This window comes from Nocardia cerradoensis NBRC 101014 (assembly GCF_000308535.1).
GTDB classification, from domain to species: Bacteria; Actinomycetota; Actinomycetes; order Mycobacteriales; family Mycobacteriaceae; genus Nocardia; species Nocardia cerradoensis.
The window spans coordinates 1-22,559 of sequence record NZ_BAFW01000098.1 but is presented as its reverse complement, the minus strand read 5'-3'; the positions used below and the strand labels follow the sequence as shown (position 1 = coordinate 22,559).

Genomic DNA, 22,559 nt, shown 5'->3' with positions numbered 1-22,559 from the left:
GGGCGCCACACAGGAGGGCTCCTCTACCGAGCCGGGTGACCAACCCGGCGCCTCCGTCTCCGCAGATCCTCCGTTACCCGGTGGGCGGTGCCGATCGTGTCCGTAGTGCTCACCATCGTCAGCCTGCTGGGGTTCATCGCGCTCACCGCGGGCACGGCGATCTTCGTCGCTGCCGAATTCTCGCTCACCGCACTCGAGCGCAGCACCGTCGAGGCGCACGCCCGCGAGGGTGACCGTCGCGCCCGCCAGGTTCGCCACGCGCATCGCACCTTGTCGTTCCAGCTGTCGGGCTCGCAGCTCGGCATCACCATCACCACCCTGGTCACCGGTTATATCGCCGAACCGGTGCTGGCCCGGCTCATCGAGCCGATCTGCACCGCACTCGGCGCCGGCCCCGGCACCGCACAGGGCATTTCGCTGGTGATCGCCCTGGTACTGGCGACCTCGCTGTCGATGACCTACGGCGAGCTCGTCCCCAAGAACATCGCGATCGCCAAACCGCTGACCACCGCGCGGTGGACGGCCGGCCCGATGATCGTGTTCACCACGGTCTTCTCCTGGCTGATCAAACTGCTCAACGGCGCCGCGAACTGGGCGGTCCGCCGGCTGGGCATCGAACCGGCCGAGGAATTGCGGTCGGCACGCTCGCCACAGGAATTGGGTTCACTGGTGCGCACCTCCGCCATGCGCGGCTCGCTCGATCAGCGCACCGCCCTCGTCGTGGACCGCTCACTGCTGTTCGGTGAGCGCAGCGCCGAAGACCTCATGACGCCGCGGGTGAAGATCGAAACGCTGGATCAGAACGACACCATCACCGAGCTCATCGCCGCCGCCGGCCGCACCGGACTGTCGCGTTTTCCGGTCATCGACGGCGATCTGGACAACACCCTCGGCATCGTGCACGTCAAACAGGCGTTCCTGTATCCGGGCGGGCAGCGCGGCACGATCGCGCTGTCCTCGATCGCGCGGCCGGTGCCGATCGTGCCCGCCAGCCTCGACGGTGACACCGTGCTCGAACGGGTGCGCGCCGACGGGATGCAGCTCGCCCTGGTCGTCGACGAATACGGCGGCACCGCGGGCCTGGTGACCATGGAGGACATCATCGAGGAGATCCTCGGCGACGTCCGCGACGAGCACGACGAGGAGGAACTCGACGTGCGCCGCACCGCCCTGGGCTGGAACTGTTCCGGCCTGTTGCGCATCGACGAGGTGTCGCGGGCCACCGGCTACGACGCGCCCGAGGGTGAATACGACACCCTCGGCGGACTGGTCCTGACCACCCTGGGCCGGATTCCGGTGGCCGGCGACGAGGTGCTGCTGCCCACCCCCAGCCCGACCAACGGGCACGCGATGCAACCGCACACTCACGGCGGCTGGCTGGCCCGGGTGGAACGAATGGACGGACGACGCATCGACCGGGTGCTGATGCAGCCGGTGGACGCCGATGCGGTGACGACGTGGGAGCTCAGCCATGGGTGATCTGTTCGGACTGTTGCTGACCGTCGTCCTGCTCGGCGCCAACGCCTTCTTCGTCGGGGCCGAGTTCGCGCTCATCTCCGCCCGTCGCGACCGGCTGGAAACCCTTGCCGCCCAAGGCAAGCGGGGTGCCGGCACCGTGATCGGCGCGGCCGAGCATCTGTCGATGATGCTGGCCGCCGCCCAGCTGGGCATCACCATCTGCTCGCTGCTGCTGGGCCGCATCGGCGAACCGGCGATCGCGCATCTGCTCGAGCGCCCGTTCGATCTGGTCGGCGTGCCGGATCAACTGCTGCATCCGGTGGGATTCGCATTGGCCCTGGGCCTCGTGGTGATCCTGCACATGTTGATGGGCGAGATGATCCCGAAGAACATCGCCCTGGCCGGCCCGGAGCGGGTGGCGTTGCTGCTGGTCCCGATCATGCTGTGGTGGTTGCGCCTGGCCCGCCCGCTGATCGGCCTGTACAACCTGGCCGCCAATCTCACCCTGCGCGCGCTGCGCATCGAGCCGAAGGACGAGCTCGACGCGACGGTGTCGTCGGTGGAGCTGGCGGAGATGATCGGCGAATCCCGCTCCGAAGGTCTCATCGACGAGGAGGAGCATCGCCGCCTCACCCAGGCGCTGGGCACCACCGACCGCATCGTCGCCGATGTGATGGTCCCGCTGGCCAAGACGCGGTGTGTGCCGCTGCGCGGTGACGGCACCACCCTCGGCGACATCGAATCCGCGGTCGCCGAGACCGGCTTCTCCCGCTATCCGGTGCGCGCCACCGACGGCTCGCTGGTGGGCTATCTGCATGTCAAGGACGTGCTGGACAAGGTGGCCGACGATTCGGCCGGACCCTCGACACCGATCCCGCGTACCGATATCCGGCCGCTGCCGACGCTGAGCATGGGCACCACCCTCTACGAGGCGCTGGCCCGGTTGCGCCGCACCAACAGCCATCTCGGTCGGGTCATCGACACCCGCGGCAATACCGTGGGCATCGTCGCGCTCGAGGATCTGGTGGAAGAGTTCGTGGGCACCGTGCGCGATGCCACCCACCGGGTGGCGGAATGACCGTGGACGCGACACCGGCTGCGGCGCAAGGACTTCGGGTCCTGCCGCCGGACCAGTGGCGGGCCCGCGCGCAGGCGCATCGGGAACGGGTCGACGATATGGTCGGCCCGTACCTGCGCCAACGCGCCCACGGCGGTAAACATCCGGTGATCGATTTCCTGTTCACCTACTACGGCCACAAACCGGCCCAGCTGCGCCGCTGGCATCCGGGCTTCGGCGTGGCGCTGGCCGACGCCGAGGAGTACGCGCAGCGCCGCGGCTACCACCGGGTCGAGACGCCCGGCGGACCGGTCCATACCGCCGACCCGGCCTTCCTCGACCGCCGCCGCGACACCGTGGACTTCGTCGCGGCCCTGCTGTCGGCGACCGCGGACCGGCCGGCGCACCTGTCCTGCTTCGGATTACACGAATGGGCGATGGTCTACCGCAGCGACGACGTGCGCCACCGGCAGGTCCCGCTGCGCCTGGGACGTGCCGGAACCGACGCCGTGGTCGATTCGATGTCGTTGCGCTGCACGCACTTCGACGCCTTCCGCTTCTTCACCCCCGAGGCCGCGCCACGCAATACCGAACAGCTCACGCGCGAGGACCAGGTCCGCCGGGAACAGCCCGGCTGCCTGCACGCGGGCATGGATCTGTACAAGTGGGCGTTCAAACTGGTGCCGCTGATCGATTCGGATCTCCTGCTGGACTGTTTCGCCCTCGCCTGCGCCGCCCGCGAAATCGATATGCGCGCCAGCCCCTACGACCTCACCGACTACGGCTATCGGCCGATCGCCATCGAAACCCCCGGCGGCCGTGCGGAATACGTCCGCGCGCAATCCGAGCTGGCCCGGCGGGCCGAGCCGCTGCGCACCGAACTGCTCGGCCGCTGCCGGGCACTGCTCGCGTCGTCCTGACCGCGCGCCCAGCGGTTCAGCTCGCTCGCCGGATACTCAATTCCGCCGTGGCGTCGTAGATCCACGACATATCCGCCGCCGCGAAATCCGCCAGCCAGGTCGACGGCGCGGCCGAGGTGAGCGTCTCGAAGTTCCAGTAGTCCTTCCACAGCGAGACGCGCCCGTCGCGCACGCGGTGGACCGAGACGAAGGGCAGTTCGGCGCGCTCGCCGGTCGGCCACACCCAGGTTTCGGAGTGCTCGTAGATCACGTCCGGCCCCTCGGCGACCAGCAGACCGTCGTGATTGGTGTATTCGGCCAGCCCCGCCAGCCCGATGCGCAGGCGCTTGACCGTGTCGGCGGGTCCCTTCGCCGCCAGCGTGGGACCGGTCGGCACGTCGAGGTAGATACAGTCCTCGGTGAGCGATGCGGCCACCGCGTCCCAGTCGCGCCGGGCCAGCGCCGCCCACAGCCCCAGCACTACCGCCCGCGGTTCATCGTTGTCGGACATACCTTTTCCTCGCTCTCCGGTTGTGTTCCGGTGCTTTCCGATCCCGCGCCGCGCGCGGTCACACCACCGGGTCGATGGTGGCGTTGATGGTGTGGATGGTGCCGTCGGGAATGACGAAGGTTTCGGTGATGTCGACGGTCATCAGCCGCACTCCGGCGACACCGGAGTCGAGCAGATACCGTGCGGTCACCACATCACCGCATTCGGTCATCCGCAGATCGCGAATATCCTGAATTACCGAATACTGAATGCCGTGATTCAGTTCCTGAGTCAGCTGCGGCCCCGAATAGCCGGTTTTCAGCCCGGCTTCGACACGGGTGGCGTCCGGCGCGAACGGCACGGCACTCGCATCGTGTGAAACCAGCGCGTCGATATAGGCGCGGGCGACGGCCTGCCGGGGCGTATCGGCCGGATTCGGTGCTGCCGCAGCCATTCCCACTCCGGCGTTCAACGCGGCAGCCACCGCACCCGATATGACTGCAACGTGTTTCATTCCCATGCGCAGAGTTTGTCTCACGTGTTGCTGCCGCGCAACAGCTCGGAGCAGCCGGACCGCTTTCTCCGAAAACCGACCCGATGAGAAGGTGGCTGAGCTACCGTTTCGATGCGTTGCCCGCAACCGGTGGTACCGACTATCTCGGCGGTGGTGACGCCCAGCCCGTTTCACTGTGGAAAGTGGGGGTCCCGCAATGGCGCGGAGCTCTGGCAGACGCACGCCCAGAACACTCGTCGCCGCGGTCGCCGCCGTACTCGCGGCCGCGATCCTGCCGATCGGCGGCGCGTCGGCGGATCTGCAATCCGATATCGCCACCCAGGTGCAGGAGTTCCTCGATATCGGCAAGGTCGCGGTGCCCCCGGCCGACTGCGGTCCGGGGTCGCGGCCGGAAACCGGTATGCAGGGCGATGTTCCGGCCGCCGACCGCGCTTCCGGTCGCAGCACGCAGGGCTATAGCTGCAATATGTCGTTCGTCGGCGGATATGCCGGGCACGGCGCCGGTATCACCTCGACCACCTACGATCACTGCTCCTACACCGGCTCGTTCTTCCCCGGCGATCTGCTCGGTCCCGCGCAGGGCGTGCAGGTGATCGATGCCTCCGACCCGGCGCACCCGGTGTTGAGCACCACCCTCACCGAACCGGCGATGATGGCCGGCACCTGGGAAAGCCTGAAGGTCAACACCGCACGGAAACTGCTGGTGGGCACCGGAGTTCCGTTCCTGGAGGGCACGGGCTACCTGTCGGTCTACGACATCTCCGACTGTGCGCATCCACGCCTGCTCAACCCTGGACCCGGCACCAACCTGACCATGCCCCTGCCCATCACCACCCACGAGGGCGGCTTCTCCCCCGACGGCCGCACCTACTGGGCCTCCGGCATCGCGCCCGGATTCGTCAGCGCGGTCGACCTCACCGATCCGGCGAACCCCCACGTGATCTGGCAGGGACTCACCGGCATCGAGGCACACGGCTTCGGCATCAGCCCCGACGGCAACCGCATGTATCTGTCGGCACTGGGCGGATTCACCGTGCTCGATATCAGCGCGGTGCAGCGTCGCGATCCGAATCCGCAGGTCAACCACATCGGCCGGGTGTTCTGGACCGACGGCTGGGCGACCCAGCACAGTGTGCCGGTCAGCTACGACGGCACACCGTATCTGTTCACCGTCGACGAGGCGGGAGCCGGCGGGGTGAAACTGGTCGACGTCTCCGACGAGAACAACCCGAAGGTCGCCGCGAAGATCAAGTTGCGGATCGATCTGCCGGAGAACCAGGACAGCATGCTCGCCTCCGCGATGGGCGGGTCGGTGTTCTCCTACGATCCGCACTACTGCGCGGCCGACCGTCCGGAGAATCCGACGGCGCTGGCCTGCGGATGGGAATCGTCCGGCATCCGGGTGTTCGATGTGCGCGATCCGTTCCGGGTGCACGAGATCGCCTACTTCAATCCCCCGGCCCGCACCGGACAGAATCTGCAATTGTGGAACTCCCCGCACGCGCTGGGTTCCCTGATCGGACCGCCCGCGCTGGAAGGCTTTTCGGTGGCGCGCGCCATCCTGGACGGCAAATTCGATCCGGCCCAGGCCTTGTCGCCGCGCACCGGGATGCTGGCCTTCGGCGACGTGTCCTCCGACTGGTGCTTCGCGCCCCCGGAATGGCACGGCAGCCAGCTGTGGACCTCCTGCAACGACAACGGGTTCATGGTGTTGCAGCTGGACAACGACGTGTATTCACCACCCGTCGACCAGCAGTCGATCGTGGGGTCCTAGATGTCGCGGTGGCTACGCTGGGGGTCGTATGCGGCGGCGGCGTTGATCCTGCTGGTGATCGGCGCCGCGCTGCGCCCGGTCGTCCTGTCCGAGAAGCACACGGCCGCACCGGTTCTCGACGCCACCGAAATCGGTTTCGCCCAGGATATGACGGCTCATCACCAGCAGGCGATCCAGATGGTGCAGCGTCTGGATCCCGGGGTCGATCCGCAGGTATCGCGGCTCGCGCAGCAGATCGACCAGTCACAGCGGGTGGAGATCGGTACGATGCTCGGGTGGCTGCGCCTGGCGAACGCCGCTCCGACCTCGGACCGGCCGATGGCCTGGATGACTCCGGATACCACTGCGGCTCATCATCATTCGATGAGCACGACGCCTACTGCCGCCTCGCCCGGCATGCCGGGAATGGCGACCATGGCCGAACTGGATCGTCTCTCCGCCGCTCGCGGGCGCGATGCGGAAATCCTGTTCCTGCAATTGATGTACCGCCACCACCAGGGCGGAATCGCGATGGCTCGCGCCGCCGATCAACAGATCGCCTCCGGTCCGGTGAAGGAGCAGGCCCGGGCCATGCTCGTCGCCCAGAGTCAGGAGACCGGATTGATCGCGCTGATGCTGAATCAGCGCGGGGCACAACCACTGCAGTAGTTCTCCGGCCCCACGTCGTGATCGGGGTGGGTCGGCTCGTCGGAGGATGCTGCCGGACGGACGGAACCGGTGTCCGTGACGGCGTGGGCCCGGTCCGACGTCGGCGCGAATTCGAGGGCCTGACCGTGCGGACTGGCTCACGATTCACACCGGCGGCGCGAATCACCCGGCCGATACATGTCTGTCGGTGGGTGCCGCTATGGTCCGTGGGTCGGCACACAATCGAGAGGTTCGGACGCGAATGACTGTCGGTACGGCGATCACCATTCCCACGCATATCCACGGTTATCCGGATCTGGCGTTCGGCGGCTACGTGGCGGGCATGCTCGCCGATCGTGTCGGCGGTGAGGTGCGCGTCGACTTCCGGCGCGGTGTTCCGGTGCGGACGCCGGTGCAGATCACCGATACCGAATCGGGCAGTGTGCTCACCGATTCCGACAGCACGGTCCTCGCCGAGGCGAGTCCGGGTTCGGTGGAATTGGCCGTGACGCCGCCACCGACATGGGAGGAAGCGGTCGACGCGTCACAGGATTCGTTCGCCGCGGGCCGTGCCATTCCCGACTGCTACGGCTGCGGCACCACGAATGCGCCGGGCCGGGGCTTGCGGCTGTATCCGTGGCGACTGCGCGACCAGGACCTCGTCGCGGCCGCCTGGGTTCCCGATGCCGAATTGGCCGGGCCCGGCGGACATCTCACCACCGAGAACATCTGGTCGGCCGTGGACTGCCCCGGCGGCTGGGCAGCCATCGAACTGTCCGGAATGTCGCCCGGGGGCCTCACGGCCGCCCTCACCACCCGTCGCATCGGGCCGGTCCGTGCCGGGGAGAAGTACCTCGTATGGTCCTGGCCGATCGCCGCATCGGGGCGCAAACACACTGTCGGCGTGGCCATTTCCACGCCGAAGGGCGATCTGCGCGTGCTGGCCGAAGCATTGTGGATCGAGCCTCGGCGATAGGGTTCTCGCACCCCGGTCAGGATGCGGCACAGCGCATCCCACATCTCGTCGATGGCGTGCCGCGAGCTCGCGGCGCCGTTTCCGCGCCGAATCCCGCGATTGTTCGCCTACTCCCGAGCGCCTGCCAGACTCCGGTAGGCGGCAGCGTAGGAATCCGGGCGGACATCGCCCATGAGCAGGTACTGCTGCAGGAACCCCATCATCGCGCCTAGCATGACTTGGGCCAGCGCATCGATATCGCTTGTCGCGGAGAGCAATCCGGCCTCGCGGGCGCGCAGCAGCAGCTCCCGCCAAGCGGCCCGGACTTGCGTCAGCCGTTCGCGGACGATTGCGGCGACCGCCTCGTCCCGCCCCGCCTCCGCCCACGCCTGCACCGCGACGCGCGGAATATCGCCGTCGCGGGCGAGATCCGCAATCTGCCCGAGAACCGACTCCAGTGCGTCGATCGGCGCCGCCGGCACTTCCCCCTCGGTGAGCCGCGCCAGATTGGCGGTCATCCGGCCGAGCACGGAATCGGCGATAGCGCGGATGATGTCGTTCTTGGACGCGAAGTAGCCGTAGACCGCCCCCGCCGACATCCCCGATTCCGCGATGACCGCGGACATCGTCGTCTTGTGGAATCCCTCTCGGGCCACACACCGCACGGCGGCGGCGATGAGCTGGTCGCGCCGGGCGTTACGACGCTCTTCGGTCAGTCGCGGCATCACCGCATCATAAAAAGAACGTTCGTTCTTGACAATCTCGCCGCGGCGGGCGCATGCTCGAACCACAAAAAGAACGTTCCTTCTCTTTGGAGTTGCGATGCGACCGTCGCCCGCCACCGTTCTCGGACCGGTTCTGGCCCTGTCCGCCCTGATCACCGTGCTGGTCACGGCGTTCGCCTGGCCGACCAGCAACCTCGCCCCACGCCACCTTCCGGTCGGCGTGGCCGGCCCGGCCCCTGCCGTCGAACAGGTACGCCAGGGGCTCGGCGCCCTCGGCGAGTCCGCGATCGACACCACGACGTATCCCGATCGCTCCGCCGCCGTCCGGGCCATCGAGGATCGCGATATCTACGGCGCCATCGTGGTCGGTGCGAACGGGCCGGAGGTGCTGACCGCCTCCGCGGCGGGTCCGGCCGTCGCGCAGGCTCTGAGCGAGGCGGCCCGGAGCATGAGCCAACGGATGCAACCTCCTGCGCCGCAGACGATTTCCGGGCAGTCACCACAGTCCAGCAGTCCTGCCGCGGGCCAACCCGCCCCCACCACCCCTACGCCGCAACAGCTTTCGCCGACGCCGGTAATCACCGACGTGGTCCCAACACCGGCCGCCGACCCACACGGCGCGGTCTTCGGCCTCACCCTGGTTCCGATGGTCATCGGCGGCCTGCTGACCGGCGCCGCCCTTTCACTGCTGACATTGGGCCGCGCCACCCGGATCGGCGCGGCCGTCGCCGTCGCACTCATCGCCGGATTCGCGGTCACCGCCGTCCTGCAAACCTGGCTCGACGTGCTGACCGGGAACTACCTCGCCAACGCGGGAGTGGTGGCCCTGGCGATCGGCGCGACCGCCCTGACACTACTCGGCCTGCGTGCCGCGATCGGCCTCGCCGGAATCGGGGTGGGTGCGGCAACCTTTGTCGCACTGGGCATTCCACTCTCCGGCGCCATGTCCGCGCCGGAACTGCTGCCGACCGGCTGGGGCACTCTCGGGACCCTGCTCCCACCCGGTGCGGCGGCCACCGCGCTACGCTCGACCGCCTATTTCGGCGGCTCCGGCTCGGCAGCTGCGCTTGCGGTGCTGAGCTGCTGGACTGTGGGTGGACTATTGCTGGCGACTCTGCCCCGGCGCACCCGCCACCTTCCCGAGCAGGCGCACGACGCCGCACCCACGCAGCTCGCCCCGACGGCGTGATCGCCCCGCACTCGCGAACCGGCCGGTTGGCATCGGTTTCTTGTGCGTCGCTTCGCGCACTGCTCCGGAATGCGAGGCCGCACGGAATTGTCAGTGAGCAGACGGCATGTCAGAGCCGTCGGTCGGTACCGCGAGCCGGACGTTGCACGTCACCTGGCTTCGATGACCGGCGTCCGACCTGGGAAGTCCGGCGGCTTTCTCGAGTCGTGCCCGGAGCGGGGCGATCACCGGCCCCCGCGGGCGAGAGCATGACGCGCTCAGCCGCACTACGTCAGAGGGCACAAGACACCTTCTCTCCAAGCGCTCGGCCCAACTCAGCGTCAGGCCCAATGGCGGGGCGGGAACCAGGCCGAAAAAGCGTTTGCGGCAGGGACAATACTGGCGTTATGCCGACCTTCGCGGATTTCGATCGCCGTCACTACCGCACCGTCGACGTCGCCACCGGATACGACGGATGGGCCCCGACCTATGACCAGACCGTCATGGACGACATGGATCTGGCACTGCTGAACCGGCTGCGCCGACCGAACTGGGAGCGCGTGCGCCGCGCGGCCGACCTGGGCTGCGGTAGCGGCCGCACCGGCCACTGGTTGCGTGGGCGGGGAGTCGCGCACATCGATGGGGTGGATCTGAGCGAGGGGATGCTCAGCGTGGCACGCGACCGCGGGGCACACACCACACTCACCCATGCCGACGTGCGTGACAGCGGATTGCCCGGCGGCACTTACGATCTGGTGATCTGCTCCCTCATCGATGAGCACCTCCCCGACCTCACCCCGCTCTACGCCGAAGCCCGGCGGCTGGCAGCGCCCGGCGGCGCCTTCGTCCTGGTCAGCTACCACCCTCAGTTCCTCATGGTGACCGGAATGCCCACCCACTACACCGGCGAGTCGGGTGAACCGCTGGCGATCGAAACCCACCTGCACATGTTCAGCGAGCATGTCACCGCCGGGAACGACGCGGGCTGGCGGCTGGAGGAGGCCGCCGAGGCGTTGGTCGAGGAGGCCTGGCTCGCGGCCAAGCCGAAATGGAAGGATCTGCTCGGACATCCGTTCAGCATGGCGCTGGTCTGGACGCTCCCCGCAGTGTGACGAACCCGCTGCACAGCTGCCGACATCCCGGATCGCCGGTCGTCGACGCCTCGCGGCACTGCCGAACTTCCGGGCCGGAGACGACCCGGGGCATCCGACCGCAGTTGTGGCCCACGATACAATCGGCCCTGCTCAATCGATGCCGACCGCGACCGCGCAACTACCCATGGGTAACATGACAGGCGTACTTTTTCCATCCGGCTTTCTCGAAATGAGGCAGTAGATGACAGAGCGGATTCAGGTCGGCGGGCTCCAGGTGGCCAAGGTTCTTCACGACTTCGTGGAGAACGAGGCGCTCCCCGGCTCCGGCGTAGATTCCGCCGCGTTCTGGACCGGTGCGGAGAGTGTCATCAACGATCTCGCTCCCCGCAACCGCGCCCTGCTGGCCGAACGCGACGAGATCCAGGGCAAGTTGGACGCCTGGCACGCCGAGAACCCCGGCGCCGGCTACGACAAGGCCGCATACAAGCGGTTCCTCACCGAGATCGGCTACCTGCGCGAGCAGCCCGCCCCCTTCACGATCGACACCCAGAACGTCGACGACGAGATCGCCACCACCGCCGGCCCGCAGCTGGTCGTGCCCGTGAGCAACGCGCGTTTCGCCATCAACGCCGCCAACGCGCGCTGGGGCTCGCTCTACGACGCGCTCTACGGCACCGACGCCATCTCCGAGGCCAACGGCGCGGAGAAGGGCACCGGCTACAACAAGGTCCGCGGTGACAAGGTCATCGAGTGGGCGCGCAACTTCCTCGATGACGCCGTCCCGCTGATCACCGGTTCGCACGTCGGCTCCAAGGCCTACAAGATCGTCGACGGTGAACTCGAGGTCACCCTCGAGGACGGCACCGACATCGGCTTGGCCGATTCCTCGGCTCTGGTGGGCTACCTGGGCGATCCGTCCGCGCCGAGCTCGATCCTGCTGCGCCACAACGGTTTGCACATCGACATCCAGATCGACCCGGAATCGCCGATCGGCAAGACCGACGACGCCGGCGTCAAGGACGTCGTCCTCGAGTCCGCGGTCACCACCATCATGGACTTCGAGGACTCGGTCGCCGCGGTCGACGCCGAGGACAAGGTGCTCTGCTACCACAACTGGCTGGGCCTGATGAAGGGTGATCTGGCCGAAGAGGTCAGCAAGGGCGGCAAGACCTTCACCCGCACCATGAACCCGGACCGCGTCTACACCGGCCTCGACGGCAACGACGTGACGCTGCACGGCCGTTCGCTGCTGTTCGTGCGCAACGTGGGCCACCTGATGACCTCCGACGCGATCCTCGACGCCGAGGGCAACGAGGTGCCCGAGGGCATCCTCGACGGCCTGATCACCTCGCTGATCGCGGTGCACTCGCTCAACGGCAACGCCAGGGTCAGCAACTCGCGCACCGGCTCGGTCTACATCGTGAAGCCGAAGATGCACGGCCCCGACGAGGTCGCCTTCGCCAACGAGCTGTTCAGCCGTGTCGAGGATGTGCTGGGCCTGGCCCGCAACACCCTCAAGGTCGGCATCATGGACGAGGAGCGCCGCACCACGGTCAACCTCGCGGCCTGCATCGCGGCCGCGAAGGACCGCGTGGTCTTCATCAACACCGGCTTCCTGGACCGCACCGGCGACGAGATCCACACCTCCATGGAGGCCGGCGCGATGATCCGCAAGGCCGAGATGAAGAAGCAGCAGTGGATCCTCGCCTACGAGGACTGGAACGTCGACAACGGCCTGGCCGACGGACTGCCGCACAAGGCGCAGATCGGTAAGGGCATGTGGGCCATGCCGGATCTGATGCACGACATGCTCGAGCAGAAGATCGGCCACCCGCGCGCCGGCGCCACCACCGCGTGGGTGCCCTCCCCGACCGCCGCCACCCTGCACGCCACCCACTACCACCTGGTGGACGTGTTCAAGCGGCAGGCCGAGATCGCCAAGGGCGGCCCCCGCGCCACCGTCGACCAGATCCTGGAGATCCCCCTCGCCACCGACACCAACTGGTCGGCCGAGGAGATCCGCAACGAGCTGGACAACAACTCGCAGTCCATCCTGGGCTACGTGGTCCGCTGGATCGACCACGGCGTCGGCTGCTCCAAGGTGCCCGACATCAACGATGTCGCGCTGATGGAAGACCGTGCGACCCTGCGTATTTCGAGCCAGCTGATGGCGAACTGGCTGCGCCACGGCATCGTCACCGAGCAGCAGATCGTCGAGAGCCTGGAGCGGATGGCGCCCGTCGTCGACCGGCAGAACGCCGGCGACCCGGCCTACAAGCCGATGGCTCCCGACTTCTCCGGCAGCATCGCCTTCCAGGCCGCCAAGGAACTGATCCTCGAAGGCACCCGCCAGCCCAACGGCTACACCGAGCCGATCCTGCACCGCCGCCGCCGTGAGGCGAAGGCGCTCGCCGCGAAGGGCTGATCCGAGACTCGCCGCGACTCTGTCGCGGCTAACTCGCCCGGCATCGCAACCCCGGTCGTCGTCGGCGACCGGGGTTGCGCCGTCTCCGGGATCGCGACGTGTCGAGGCCGGTCCTCGCCGCCGAGCGCTCCGGCTCGGGAATGTGTGGCTGTATCGAGCCGTTGTCGGCACATATGCGAATTCTGATCGTGTACGCGCATCCCGAACCCGATTCGCTCACCGGAGCTCTCAAAGATGTTGCGGTGCACCATCTCCGCGAGAGCGGTCACGACGTGGTGGTCAGTGATCTGTATGCGATGGGGTGGAAGGCGCAGGCCGACGCCGCCGATTTCGGCGAGACAGGTGCGGGCACCTTCATGCAGGCCTCCGGCGAGGCGTACAGCAACGGCACGCTGACCGCCGATATCACGGCCGAGCAGGACAAACTGCGCTGGGCAGAGGTGGTGCTGATGCACTTTCCGCTGTGGTGGTACTCGATGCCGGCCATCCTCAAGGGCTGGGTGGACCGGGTGTTCACCAACGGCTTCGCCTACGGTTCGGGCAGCACGGCGCTGCCCCGATACGGCGCGGGCGCGTTGAGCGGGCGTCGAGCCATGCTGGTGGTATCCATCGGCGGACGCGAGCCGGCCTATTCCGAGCGCGGCATCAACGGCCACATCGACGACCTGCTCTTTCCCATCCACCACGGCATCCTCTACTACCCCGGCATGGATGTGCTGCCGCCGTTCCTGGTCCACGGCAGCATCCGGGTCGACTCCGACCGCTTCGCGGATATCGCCGCCGACCTGCGCGAACGGCTGAGCCGGATCGACACGATCGAACCGATTCCCTACCGCACCCAGGCCGGCGGCGACTACGACCGCAGCCTGCGACTGCGTGACGGTCTGGGCCACCACACGACCGGGTTCGGGCTGCATCGCGCCGGCTGATTCGGTCGCCGACGTGGCTGAGCGCACACTCGCCGTGCGCGCGGCCGGGAATAGTTCGCATACCGCCGGTGCTGTAATCACCGCACCAGGGGGTTGACGCGCCGCTCGGATCGGCGGCGGCGGCGAAAAAATGACCCGACAACGGCGGTAACGCTGTGTCACCATGACAACGATGATCAACCGGTCCCGCCGGCGCGGCGGGACCACTCGACGAGTAACGGGAAGGAGGAGGCGGCCGATGTATCCGAAGAGTTCGCGCGACGAGATGAACAGTCCTGCCGGGCAGCGACTTTCGACCGGCGTCGAGCGGTCGCAGCACATGCTGCGGCGCGCCGACCGGGAATCCGGCCCCCTCTTCCGGCACGCCTGACCGGCTCCCGCCTTCCTTCTCGTTCCGCCTTTCACGAAACATGGTGACTCCCATGCTGTCTCGTCACGCCGAAAGACCCCTCACTCCCGACAATTGGATACACGCCCAGGTGCTGGTCCTCAACGCATCCTACGAGGCGCTGACCGACATCGGCGCCGACCGCGCGGTGGTGCTGGTGATCAGCGGGACCGCCGAGACCGTGGCCGAGCGGCAACCTCATTTCCCGATTCGTTCCAAGCATCTGGAAATCGCTCTGCCGCAGACGATTCGGCTGCTGCGCTACGTCTATCTCGAGCACAGCGTGCTCGAGCACGACGAGAGCCGCGCCACCCTCGCGGGCGTCCTGCGGCGCGACGACCACCGGTGCGGATACTGCGCCGGCTGGGCACGCACCGTCGACCACATCCGCCCGCGCAGCCGGGGCGGGCCCAACACGTGGAACAACCTGATCGCGGCGTGCGGACCGTGCAACACCCGCAAGGCCGATCGCACCCCGGACGAGGCCGGGATGCGGTTGCTGTGGGAACCCAAGGCGCCCACCGACATGCAGCGCCGGCAGCGACGGATCTGGAAGGACCTCATCGCCGGCGGCGCACAACGAACAGCCACCGGCGCACAGCGAACAGCCGCACAGTGAACACCCCCGAATCCCGAGAAAGGAGGGATCCGATATGACAACTACGACTCCGGCACTCACACTGGTGGATCTGCTCCCGGTCTCGGATACGCAGAGCTGGGAGCAGGCAGCCTGCAAGGGTGACCCGAACCACGATGCGTGGTTCCCGTACCCGTCGCAGGACTTCGACTACGCGCGCGGAATCTGCGCCGGCTGCCCGATTCGCCGCCAGTGCGCGGAATTCGCGGCCACCACCGGCCAGTCCGGCGTGTGGGGCGGTCACGAATTCGACCGCGGCAAGCTGATCCGCGACTGACACCGACACCGCGCGAGTGGCCCACGCCACTCGCCCGATCCGCGAGCCGGCGCCCGACCGATCCTGGTCGAGCGCCGGTTTTCGCGTGACCATACACTGGAAAATCGTGGGCACACATCGCAGCGCGGACGGATCACGGGGCGTCAGCAAAGGTTTGGTTATCACCGTGGTGGCGGTCCTGCTGCTGATCGCGGCGGTCGCCGGTTGGTTCTGGCTCAGCAATCGCTCGGCATCGGAGAACCGCAGCGCCGCCGGTCAGTGCATCGAGGGTCCGGTCACCCTCGCCGTCACCGTCGATCCCGATATCGCCGCTCCGGTGCGCGCCGCCGCCGACCGCTACAACGCCACGCACCCCCAGGTGCGCGACCACTGCGCGAAGGTCTCGGTCACCGAACGCACCAGCGCCGCGATGGTGACCGGGCTCACCGCACCGAACTGGGACGCCAAGCTGGGCCCGCAACCCGGTCTCTGGATTCCGAGTTCTTCGCGCGCGGTCGAGCAGATGCGGGTGCCGGGACTGGTCCAGGGCACGCCGGCATCGATCGCCGTCAGCCCGATCGCGGTGGCCGCCCCCGGCCCGCTGGCCCAGGCGATGGAGAAGGCCAACCTCAGCTGGTCGGATCTGGCGCGTCTGCAGCGCGGATCGCTCGGCGATATCGGCCTCGGCAGCTGGGGACCGCTGCGGATGGCGATGCCCCCGGGTGACGATTCGCTGGCCGCCGCGGTGGCGGTCGGGTCGGCCGTCTCCGGCTCCGATCCGCTGACCGATGAGGCCGCCGCGTCGGGTCAGGTCGTCGCCGCCATCTCCGGATTGGCCGCCGACGCACCGGAATCCGGCGACACCGCCTCCGCGCTGGCCGCGGTCGCCGATTCCGCACAGGGCCCCAACTCCCCCATCCACGCCGTAGCAGTTACCGAGCAGCAAGCCAAGACTCGGCCGAATGTCGCACTGTTCCATCCGACCGGCGCCGCGCCGGTCGCCGATCACCCCGCGGCGATGCTCACCGGAAGCTGGGTGGACAAGACCCAGAACCTCGTCGCCGGCGTATTCGCCGACTTCCTGCGCGCCCCCGACCAACAGAAGCTGTTCACCGACAACGGTTTCGGCGCCGCGGCCGCCACACCCGTCGCGGTGCCGGCGAAATCGGTTCTCGACCGCGTGCAGTCGGTCCTCGCCCATCCGGTGCTGGGCGTGCAGGCCACGATTCTCATCGACACCTCGGCGTCGATGGCCGCCAACGACGGTTCGATGTCGCGATTGAACAACGCGCTCGCCGCGGTGCAGTCGACCCTGGACACCATGCCGCCGGATTTCGGCGCCGGCGCCTGGATCTACGCCAACCAATTGACCGACGGCAATCCCTATCGCATGGTCGCGCCCACCCAGGCTCTCACCCCGCAGCATCGCAGCGAATTGTCCACGGCCCTGGGCAATGTCACGCTCGCCGGTTCGAGTACCGACCGCACCTACCCCTCGCTCGAGGCCGCCTATCGCAGCGCGGTGAAGAACTACTCCTCGGGTAAGACGAACTCGGTTCTGCTCATCACCGGCGGCCCCAACGACAAGTCCTCGGTGACCGGGGATCAGCTGATCGCCGATATCACCGCCGCCACCGACACCGCGCATCCGGTGCGGGTGGATGTGATCGTCATCGGCGGCCAGGGCGCGCAGACCCTGCAGAATCTGGCCCAGAAGACCGGCGGCACCTACACCAAGGTCAGCACCTCCGACGACATGACCTTCGGCACCGCCGTCAACCACGCGCTGACCACGCCGTAGCGCTCCAGCACCTCGAGTGCTTGCCATTCACTAGCACTGTGGGGCGACAGCCGCTAGTGCTAGTAGGATGCAAGCAGTTGACGAAGGAGGTGCGGTGTCGGAGGAACAGCGGTCGGGGGAACGGCTGCCGGCGGAACAGCGGTCGGGTTGCCCGATCAACGCCGCCATCGAGGTGGTCGGCGATCGCTGGACGATGCTGGTCCTGCGCGACATCATGTTCGGCGACCGCCGCCATTTCCGGCAGCTGCAAGCACAGTCGGAAGAGGGCATCGCCTCCAACATCCTCGCCGACCGGCTCAAAAACCTCGTCGACGCCGGACTGCTGACCCGCGACGAGGTCCGCCGCGGCCAGCGCGCCACCTACAGCCTCACCGAACCCGCCATCCAGCTCGTTCCCGTACTGGTCGCCCTGGGCTCCTGGGGGCTGCGACACCGTCCGACAACCCACGAATTGCGGGTCCGCGCCGAACTGCTCGAGGCGGGCGGCCCGCAGCTGTGGGCGGAATTCATGGACGAACTGCGCGAACGCCATCTCGGCATCGCACGCCCGGACACCGGCCGGCCGAGCGCCACCCAACGCCTCGCCGAGGCCTACGCGCAGGCGGTCGCCGCCGGAGAGTGACCGCCCGCGCGCGGCCGGTCCTCAGTCGGTGTACGCCTCGAGCGGCGGGCACGAGCACACCAGATTGCGGTCACCGAAGGCTCCGTCGATGCGCCGGACCGCGGGCCACACCTTGGCCCGCCCGGAGTGCACACCCAGCGGGTAGACGGCGGTTTCCCGGCTGTACGGGTAGTTCCAGTCGCCGACGAGGGCGGCGGCGGTGTGCGGGGCGCCGCGCAGCGGGCTCTGCTCGACCGGCCAGGTTCCGGCGGCAACCTCGTCGATCTCGCCCTTGATCGCGATCATCGCGTCGGCGAAAGCGTCGAGCTCCTCGAGGTTTTCGCTCTCGGTGGGCTCGACCATCAGCGTGCCGGCGACCGGGAAGCTCATGGTCGGGGCGTGGAATCCGTAGTCGGCCAAGCGTTTCGCCACATCGTCGACGGTCACGCCGGTGCGCTTGGTGATCTCGCGCAGATCCAGGATGCACTCGTGGGCGACCATGCCGTTCTCGCCGGTGTAGAGCACCGGGAAGTGCGGATCCAGCCGTCGCGCAAGGTAATTGGCCGAGGCGATCGCGGTCAGGGTGGCCCGGCGCAGGCCGTCGGCGCCCATCATCCGAATGTAGGCCCACGTGATCGGGAGGATCGAGGCCGACCCGTACCGCGCCGCGGACACCGCGTGCGAATCCGGCTGCAGCGGATCGCCCGGCAGGTACGGCGCCAGATGATCGCGCACCGCGACCGGACCGACACCGGGACCGCCGCCGCCGTGCGGAATGCAGAAGGTCTTGTGCAGGTTCAGGTGCGAGACGTCACCGCCGAAGCGTCCCGGACGGGCAAGTCCCACAAGGGCATTCAGATTCGCCCCATCGACGTACACCTGCCCGCCCGCATCGTGCACGAGCGCGCACAACTCGGCCACCTCGTGCTCGTAGACACCGTGGGTGGAGGGATAGGTGATCATGATGCAGGCCAGCCGGTCGGCGTGATCGGCGATCTTGGCTCGCAGATCGTCCAGATCGACATCACCATTGTCCCGGCATTTCACGACCTCCACCCGCAGGCCGGCCATGGCCGCCGAGGCGGCGTTGGTGCCGTGCGCGCTGGAGGGGATCAGGCAGGTGTCGCGGTGGGTGTCGCCACGGTCGAGGTGATAACGGCGGATCGCGAGCAATCCCGCGTACTCACCCTGGCTGCCGGCATTGGGCTGCAGACTCACCCGGTCGTAACCGGTCACCGCGGCCAGCCAGTGCTCCAGATCCTCGATCACGCGCAGCATGCCGGGCGTGTCCTCCACCGGCGCGTACGGATGCAGCCGCGCGAAACCGGGCCAGGTGATGGGCTCCATCTCCGCGGTGGCGTTGAGCTTCATGGTGCACGAACCGAGCGGAATCATGCTGCGGTCCAAGGCGATATCCTTGTCCGACAGCTGCCGCAGATACCGCAACATCGCGGTTTCGGTGTGATAACGGGTGAACGCCGGATGGGTCAGATAGGCCGAGGTCCGGGTCTCGATCGAGGGCAGCGCGGCCGTCTCCGGCATCCCGTCGGCGCCGAAGCACTCCAGCACGATCGCCACCTGGGCCTCGGTGGTCGCCTCGTCGCAGGCCACCGAGACGTGATCGGCGTCGACCAGGCGCAGATTGATTCCGCGTCCCTTCGCCTTGGCGACCACGGCCTCGGCGCCGCCGGGCACCGACACCAGCACGGTGTCGAAGAAGCGTTCGTGCACGACTGCGTCGCCGAGTCCGCCGGCGAGCCGCTCGGCATGACCGTGCACCCGCCGCGCGATCGCGCGCAGCCCGTCGGCGCCGTGATAGGAGGCGTACATCGCGGCCACTATCGCCAGCAGCACCTGTGCGGTGCAGATGTTCGAGGTCGCCTTCTCACGGCGAATGTGCTGTTCGCGAGTCTGCAGGGCCAGCCGGTAGGCGCGGTCGCCGTCGGCGTCCACCGAGACACCGACCAGGCGGCCGGGCAGTTGCCGCGCATGCGCTGTGCGCACCGCGAGGTAGCCGGCGTGCGGACCGCCGAAGCCGAGTGGGACACCGAATCGCTGCGTGGTTCCGAAGCAGACGTCGGCGCCCAGGTCCCCGGGCGGGGTGATCAGCGTCAGCGCCAGCAGATCGGCGCCGACCGCGACCAGCGCACCCCGATCGTGCGCCGCGGCGATCACGGCGGCCGGGTCCGCGATGCGCCCGGAGGCGCCCGGCGTCTGCAGCACGACGCCGAAGAAGTCGCCCTCGGGCAGCTCGCCGGAACTCAGATCCGCCTCGACCAGCGTGATGCCGAGCGGTTCGGCCCGGGTGGTCAGCACGGTGCGGGTCTGCGGGAACAGGTCGGTGTCGACGAGCAGTCGCTGGGAGGTGCTCTTGCGGTTGGCGCGCTGCAGCAGCGTCATCGCCTCGGCGGCGGCGGTCGCCTCGTCCAGCATGGAGGCGTTGGCCACCTCCATCCCGGTCAGATCGGAGACCATGGTCTGGAAGTTCAGCAGTGCCTCGAGCCGGCCCTGGCTGATCTCGGGCTGATACGGCGTGTAGGCGGTGTACCAGGCAGGGTTTTCCAGCAGGTTGCGGACCAGCACCGGCGGGGTCAGGGTGTCGTAGTAACCGAGGCCGATCATCGACGTGGCGACGGTGTTCGAATGTGCCAGCGCCGCAAGCTCGGTCAGAGCGTCGTGTTCGGAGACCGCGGGCGGTAGGACGTCCAGCCCGGTCTCGCCGACGGCATCCAGAATGCTCGCGGGAACGGCACGTGCGGCGAGTTCGTCCATCGACCCGACGCCGACGGTGTCGAGGATCCGATCGAGTTCGTTGGTGTCGGGTCCGATGTGGCGGTCGGCGAAACTACGGGTCACGGCAGCTCCAAGGCTCGGGCGGGTCGTCGGCCCTCCCCCTCTGTCGTGGCGCCTGAGAGATTCGGGGTCGCGCGCGATCCCTTTCCCCATGGGCGGGCGGCCCGCATTGTGTGCGGCCGCCGCTTTCCAGAGGCGTCGAACTCCGTACGGTCCCTGATGCCTGAGAGATTGACGGGGAGGTGCTGCTCCTTCGGCGTCCGGGACGAACCCGGAACTCTCCCGCACGGCGGCGACGCACCCTCAGTCTAAGCGGTGCGCGGTAAACGCCATGTTGCCGACCCAGCTCAGCGCCCAGTCGGCTCCGTCACATCCGGCGCGGGACGATTATCCGGTCTTGCGGTTCTCGCGGGCCTTGCGGCGGTAGGCCAGTTCGTCCTCGGGCCGGTCACTCGCCTCGTGGGTTTCGGCGCGTTCGGCCGGGAAGTTGGCGATCGCGCCGGTCAGCTCGCGCATGGCTCCGCTGACCGCGATGCCGAACACGCCCTGCCCGCCCTGCAGTAAATCGACGACCTCTTCCGGCGAGGAACATTCGTAGACGGTGGTGCCGTCGGAGAACAGCGTGATCCCGGCCAGATCCTCGACCCCGCGGCTGCGCAGATGATCGACGGCGATGCGGATGTTCTGCAGTGAGATACCGGCGTCGAGCAGCCGCTTCACGATCTTGAGGACCAGGATGTCCTTGAAGGAGTACAGACGCTGGCTGCCGGAACCGGTGGCGCTGCGGATCGAGGGGACGACGAGCCCGGTGCGGGCCCAGTAGTCGAGCTGCCGGTAGGTGATACCGGCCACCTGGCATGCGCTGGGAACGCGGTAACCGACCAGCTCGTCGGGCACCGTGTCGTCAGGGAACAGCCCTGGCTGCACGACCGCGGTGGGCCGCGGGTCGGGTGCTGGTTGCTGCGGTCGGTCTCCCACTGCTACTCCCTCACTGCATCGCCGAAGAAGAACAACGGCCTAACTGTCGAGGCTACTCTGTCGATTGTCTCGGCAGCACGGGCATGGAGCCAAACTCCGCGTGCGGCGTGTTTCTCACCCTCTACGTGAGGTATAGAGCACAGTCCAAGATCATCTCACCGCCGCGCGCGCGGTGGCCGATGATCAAGCCAGACGTCCGAACAGCTCAGCTGTCGGTGGCCTTGAAATCGTCCGGTGACACCGACTCGAGGAACTCCTTGAACTTCTCCACCTCGTCCTCGCGTTCGTCGGGCATCACCAGCCCGGCTTCCTCGAGGACCGGTTCCTCCGCGTAGATCGGGCAACCGACCCGCAAGGCGATAGCTATCGAATCCGACGGGCGTGCGGAGATCCGCACGTCGTTGTCGAAGACGAGGTCGGCGTAGAAGGTTCCCTCCTGCAAATCCACGATTCGCACCTCTTTCAAGGTGTGGCCGAGGTCGTGGATCAAGATCTTGATCAGGTCGTGGGTCAGGGGCCGGATCGGGGTCACCCCCTCCTGCTCGAGCACGATGGCGGTCGCCTCGGCCTGACCGATCCAAATGGGCAGATAACGGTCGCCCGACTCTTCACGCAGCAGCAACACGGGCTGGTTCTGGGGCTGCTCGACCCGGATGCCGATCACACGCATTTCACTCATCGCACTGGCCTCCCATACTCGCCGGCCGCCCGCACGAGCCCAGCTGGGCAGGCCGTATCACCGAGTCTAGGCGAAGAATTCAGCCGCCGAGGGAAGCCCGCACCGACGTCTTCACCAAGCTGGTATGCAGCGTCAGCGACAACGCCGCCAACTCGCGTACCGTCTCCTCCGCGCGGGCCCGGGCATCGGCGTCGCGACTCTTGGCTATCGGCGCGGCGATCTGAGCGATCATCGCCGCCTCCCGGTCCGCTGCCAGCTTGAACGCCCGCAGATGCCGTGCCTCCAAACCGAATTCACTCATCGCCTGAGCG

Annotated in this window: 21 protein-coding genes, 1 pseudogene and 1 riboswitch; of the genes and pseudogenes, 15 read left to right on the top strand and 7 right to left on the bottom strand. The window is 67.8% G+C overall.

The window, feature by feature from the left end:
- Positions 1-96: 96 nt before the first annotated feature.
- Genes ON23_RS10910 through ON23_RS10900 form a run of 3 tightly spaced genes read left to right on the top strand, consistent with a single transcriptional unit; the run spans position 97 to position 3,435 of the window.
- Positions 97-1,479 carry a hemolysin family protein gene (locus ON23_RS10910; RefSeq protein WP_039777985.1) on the top strand — a complete coding sequence of 461 codons (1,383 nt, stop codon included), beginning with the start codon at positions 97-99 and terminating at the stop codon, positions 1,477-1,479.
- Positions 1,472-2,536, top strand: coding sequence for a hemolysin family protein (locus tag ON23_RS10905; protein WP_039777961.1), 1,065 nt, complete (start codon positions 1,472-1,474; stop codon positions 2,534-2,536). The genes ON23_RS10910 and ON23_RS10905 overlap by 8 nt, the downstream gene beginning before the upstream one ends.
- Complete coding sequence (locus ON23_RS10900; RefSeq protein WP_051042381.1) at positions 2,533-3,435, top strand: hypothetical protein; 903 nt, start codon at positions 2,533-2,535, stop codon at positions 3,433-3,435. Before ON23_RS10905 ends, ON23_RS10900 begins: the two co-directional genes overlap by 4 nt.
- A gap of 16 nt (positions 3,436-3,451) precedes the next feature.
- Here the strand turns inward: ON23_RS10900 and ON23_RS10895 are convergent, their stop codons facing one another.
- Both ON23_RS10895 and ON23_RS10890 read right to left on the bottom strand, forming a co-directional pair.
- The gene (locus ON23_RS10895; RefSeq protein ID WP_039777960.1) at positions 3,452-3,925 is read right to left on the bottom strand and encodes a nuclear transport factor 2 family protein; all 474 of its coding nucleotides are present in this window, start codon (positions 3,923-3,925) and stop codon (positions 3,452-3,454) included.
- Positions 3,926-3,983: 58 nt separating this feature from the next.
- On the bottom strand, positions 3,984-4,358 hold the full coding sequence (locus ON23_RS10890) for a DUF8021 domain-containing protein (protein ID WP_244969576.1): 375 nt from the start codon (positions 4,356-4,358) through the stop codon (positions 3,984-3,986).
- 256 nt (positions 4,359-4,614) lie between these two features.
- On the opposite strand from ON23_RS10890, the gene ON23_RS10885 reads away from it, so the two are divergent.
- The 3 genes from ON23_RS10885 to ON23_RS10875 all read left to right on the top strand — a co-directional run bounded on the left by ON23_RS10885 (position 4,615) and on the right by ON23_RS10875 (position 7,795).
- Complete coding sequence (locus tag ON23_RS10885) at positions 4,615-6,192, top strand: LVIVD repeat-containing protein (protein WP_039777958.1); 1,578 nt, start codon at positions 4,615-4,617, stop codon at positions 6,190-6,192.
- A complete protein-coding gene (locus tag ON23_RS10880; protein WP_039777957.1) occupies positions 6,193-6,840 on the top strand; it encodes a DUF305 domain-containing protein in 648 nt (215 codons plus the stop codon). It abuts the gene before it with no gap.
- Between the two features lie 241 nt (positions 6,841-7,081).
- Positions 7,082-7,795, top strand: coding sequence for a hypothetical protein (locus tag ON23_RS10875; RefSeq protein ID WP_039777955.1), 714 nt, complete (start codon positions 7,082-7,084; stop codon positions 7,793-7,795).
- A 107-nt stretch (positions 7,796-7,902) separates the two neighbouring features.
- Here the strand turns inward: ON23_RS10875 and ON23_RS37845 are convergent, their stop codons facing one another.
- Positions 7,903-8,499 carry a TetR/AcrR family transcriptional regulator gene (locus ON23_RS37845; RefSeq protein ID WP_039777954.1) on the bottom strand — a complete coding sequence of 199 codons (597 nt, stop codon included), beginning with the start codon at positions 8,497-8,499 and terminating at the stop codon, positions 7,903-7,905.
- 97 nt (positions 8,500-8,596) lie between these two features.
- Here ON23_RS37845 and ON23_RS37840 point away from each other — a divergent pair, with 97 nt between their 5' ends.
- The 9 genes from ON23_RS37840 (at position 8,597) to ON23_RS10830 (ending at position 17,819) form a co-directional block, all read left to right on the top strand.
- The gene (locus tag ON23_RS37840) at positions 8,597-9,688 is read left to right on the top strand and encodes an ABC transporter permease (RefSeq protein WP_039777953.1); all 1,092 of its coding nucleotides are present in this window, start codon (positions 8,597-8,599) and stop codon (positions 9,686-9,688) included.
- A 386-nt stretch (positions 9,689-10,074) separates the two neighbouring features.
- On the top strand, positions 10,075-10,779 hold the full coding sequence (locus tag ON23_RS10860; RefSeq protein WP_039777952.1) for a class I SAM-dependent DNA methyltransferase: 705 nt from the start codon (positions 10,075-10,077) through the stop codon (positions 10,777-10,779).
- Between the two features lie 223 nt (positions 10,780-11,002).
- On the top strand, positions 11,003-13,186 hold the full coding sequence (locus ON23_RS10855; protein WP_039777951.1) for a malate synthase G: 2,184 nt from the start codon (positions 11,003-11,005) through the stop codon (positions 13,184-13,186).
- A 98-nt stretch (positions 13,187-13,284) separates the two neighbouring features.
- The gene (locus ON23_RS10850; protein ID WP_420847566.1) at positions 13,285-14,115 is read left to right on the top strand and encodes an NAD(P)H-dependent oxidoreductase; all 831 of its coding nucleotides are present in this window, start codon (positions 13,285-13,287) and stop codon (positions 14,113-14,115) included.
- 238 nt (positions 14,116-14,353) lie between these two features.
- Positions 14,354-14,485, top strand: coding sequence for a hypothetical protein (locus ON23_RS39575; RefSeq protein ID WP_262985066.1), 132 nt, complete (start codon positions 14,354-14,356; stop codon positions 14,483-14,485).
- 52 nt (positions 14,486-14,537) lie between these two features.
- Complete coding sequence (locus ON23_RS10845; RefSeq protein WP_051042379.1) at positions 14,538-15,122, top strand: HNH endonuclease; 585 nt, start codon at positions 14,538-14,540, stop codon at positions 15,120-15,122.
- 34 nt (positions 15,123-15,156) lie between these two features.
- On the top strand, positions 15,157-15,417 hold the full coding sequence (locus ON23_RS10840) for a WhiB family transcriptional regulator (protein WP_036500951.1): 261 nt from the start codon (positions 15,157-15,159) through the stop codon (positions 15,415-15,417).
- A gap of 106 nt (positions 15,418-15,523) precedes the next feature.
- A complete protein-coding gene (locus tag ON23_RS10835; protein WP_039777982.1) occupies positions 15,524-17,197 on the top strand; it encodes a VWA domain-containing protein in 1,674 nt (557 codons plus the stop codon).
- 94 nt (positions 17,198-17,291) lie between these two features.
- On the top strand, positions 17,292-17,819 hold the full coding sequence (locus ON23_RS10830; protein WP_223273632.1) for a winged helix-turn-helix transcriptional regulator: 528 nt from the start codon (positions 17,292-17,294) through the stop codon (positions 17,817-17,819).
- Positions 17,820-17,840: 21 nt separating this feature from the next.
- Here the strand turns inward: ON23_RS10830 and gcvP are convergent, their stop codons facing one another.
- The 4 genes and pseudogenes from gcvP to ON23_RS10810 all read right to left on the bottom strand — a co-directional run.
- Positions 17,841-20,654: an aminomethyl-transferring glycine dehydrogenase gene (gcvP, locus tag ON23_RS10825; protein ID WP_039777949.1), complete on the bottom strand. Its 2,814-nt coding sequence runs from the start codon at positions 20,652-20,654 to the stop codon at positions 17,841-17,843.
- A gap of 137 nt (positions 20,655-20,791) precedes the next feature.
- Positions 20,792-20,886: riboswitch (glycine riboswitch) on the bottom strand.
- Positions 20,887-20,978: 92 nt separating this feature from the next.
- Positions 20,979-21,569 (bottom strand): MerR family transcriptional regulator, encoded by a 591-nt coding sequence (locus ON23_RS10820; RefSeq protein ID WP_051024556.1) that lies wholly within the window; start codon positions 21,567-21,569, stop codon positions 20,979-20,981.
- Between the two features lie 205 nt (positions 21,570-21,774).
- On the bottom strand, positions 21,775-22,248 hold the full coding sequence (locus ON23_RS10815) for a bifunctional nuclease family protein (RefSeq protein WP_030517724.1): 474 nt from the start codon (positions 22,246-22,248) through the stop codon (positions 21,775-21,777).
- A 79-nt stretch (positions 22,249-22,327) separates the two neighbouring features.
- Positions 22,328-22,559: pseudogene (locus ON23_RS10810) on the bottom strand (transcriptional regulator FtsR); the annotation flags it as partial.

What these genes read in the sequence shown, in the direction of transcription:
- ON23_RS37840 (WP_039777953.1), top strand. Translation starts at nt 8,597, where the DNA reads ATGCGACCGTCGCCCGCCACCGTTCTCGGACCGGTTCTGGCCCTGTCC.
- ON23_RS10880 (WP_039777957.1), top strand. Translation starts at nt 6,193, where the DNA reads ATGTCGCGGTGGCTACGCTGGGGGTCGTATGCGGCGGCGGCGTTGATC.
- ON23_RS10875 (WP_039777955.1), top strand. Translation starts at nt 7,082, where the DNA reads ATGACTGTCGGTACGGCGATCACCATTCCCACGCATATCCACGGTTAT.
- ON23_RS10840 (WP_036500951.1), top strand. Translation starts at nt 15,157, where the DNA reads ATGACAACTACGACTCCGGCACTCACACTGGTGGATCTGCTCCCGGTC.
- ON23_RS10900 (WP_051042381.1), top strand. Translation starts at nt 2,533, where the DNA reads ATGACCGTGGACGCGACACCGGCTGCGGCGCAAGGACTTCGGGTCCTG.
- ON23_RS10855 (WP_039777951.1), top strand. Translation starts at nt 11,003, where the DNA reads ATGACAGAGCGGATTCAGGTCGGCGGGCTCCAGGTGGCCAAGGTTCTT.
- ON23_RS10815 (WP_030517724.1), bottom strand. Translation starts at nt 22,248, where the DNA reads ATGAGTGAAATGCGTGTGATCGGCATCCGGGTCGAGCAGCCCCAGAAC.
- ON23_RS10890 (WP_244969576.1), bottom strand. Translation starts at nt 4,358, where the DNA reads ATGGCTGCGGCAGCACCGAATCCGGCCGATACGCCCCGGCAGGCCGTC.
- ON23_RS39575 (WP_262985066.1), top strand. Translation starts at nt 14,354, where the DNA reads ATGTATCCGAAGAGTTCGCGCGACGAGATGAACAGTCCTGCCGGGCAG.
- ON23_RS10845 (WP_051042379.1), top strand. Translation starts at nt 14,538, where the DNA reads ATGCTGTCTCGTCACGCCGAAAGACCCCTCACTCCCGACAATTGGATA.
- ON23_RS10860 (WP_039777952.1), top strand. Translation starts at nt 10,075, where the DNA reads ATGCCGACCTTCGCGGATTTCGATCGCCGTCACTACCGCACCGTCGAC.
- ON23_RS10905 (WP_039777961.1), top strand. Translation starts at nt 1,472, where the DNA reads ATGGGTGATCTGTTCGGACTGTTGCTGACCGTCGTCCTGCTCGGCGCC.
- ON23_RS37845 (WP_039777954.1), bottom strand. Translation starts at nt 8,499, where the DNA reads ATGCCGCGACTGACCGAAGAGCGTCGTAACGCCCGGCGCGACCAGCTC.
- ON23_RS10895 (WP_039777960.1), bottom strand. Translation starts at nt 3,925, where the DNA reads ATGTCCGACAACGATGAACCGCGGGCGGTAGTGCTGGGGCTGTGGGCG.
- ON23_RS10885 (WP_039777958.1), top strand. Translation starts at nt 4,615, where the DNA reads ATGGCGCGGAGCTCTGGCAGACGCACGCCCAGAACACTCGTCGCCGCG.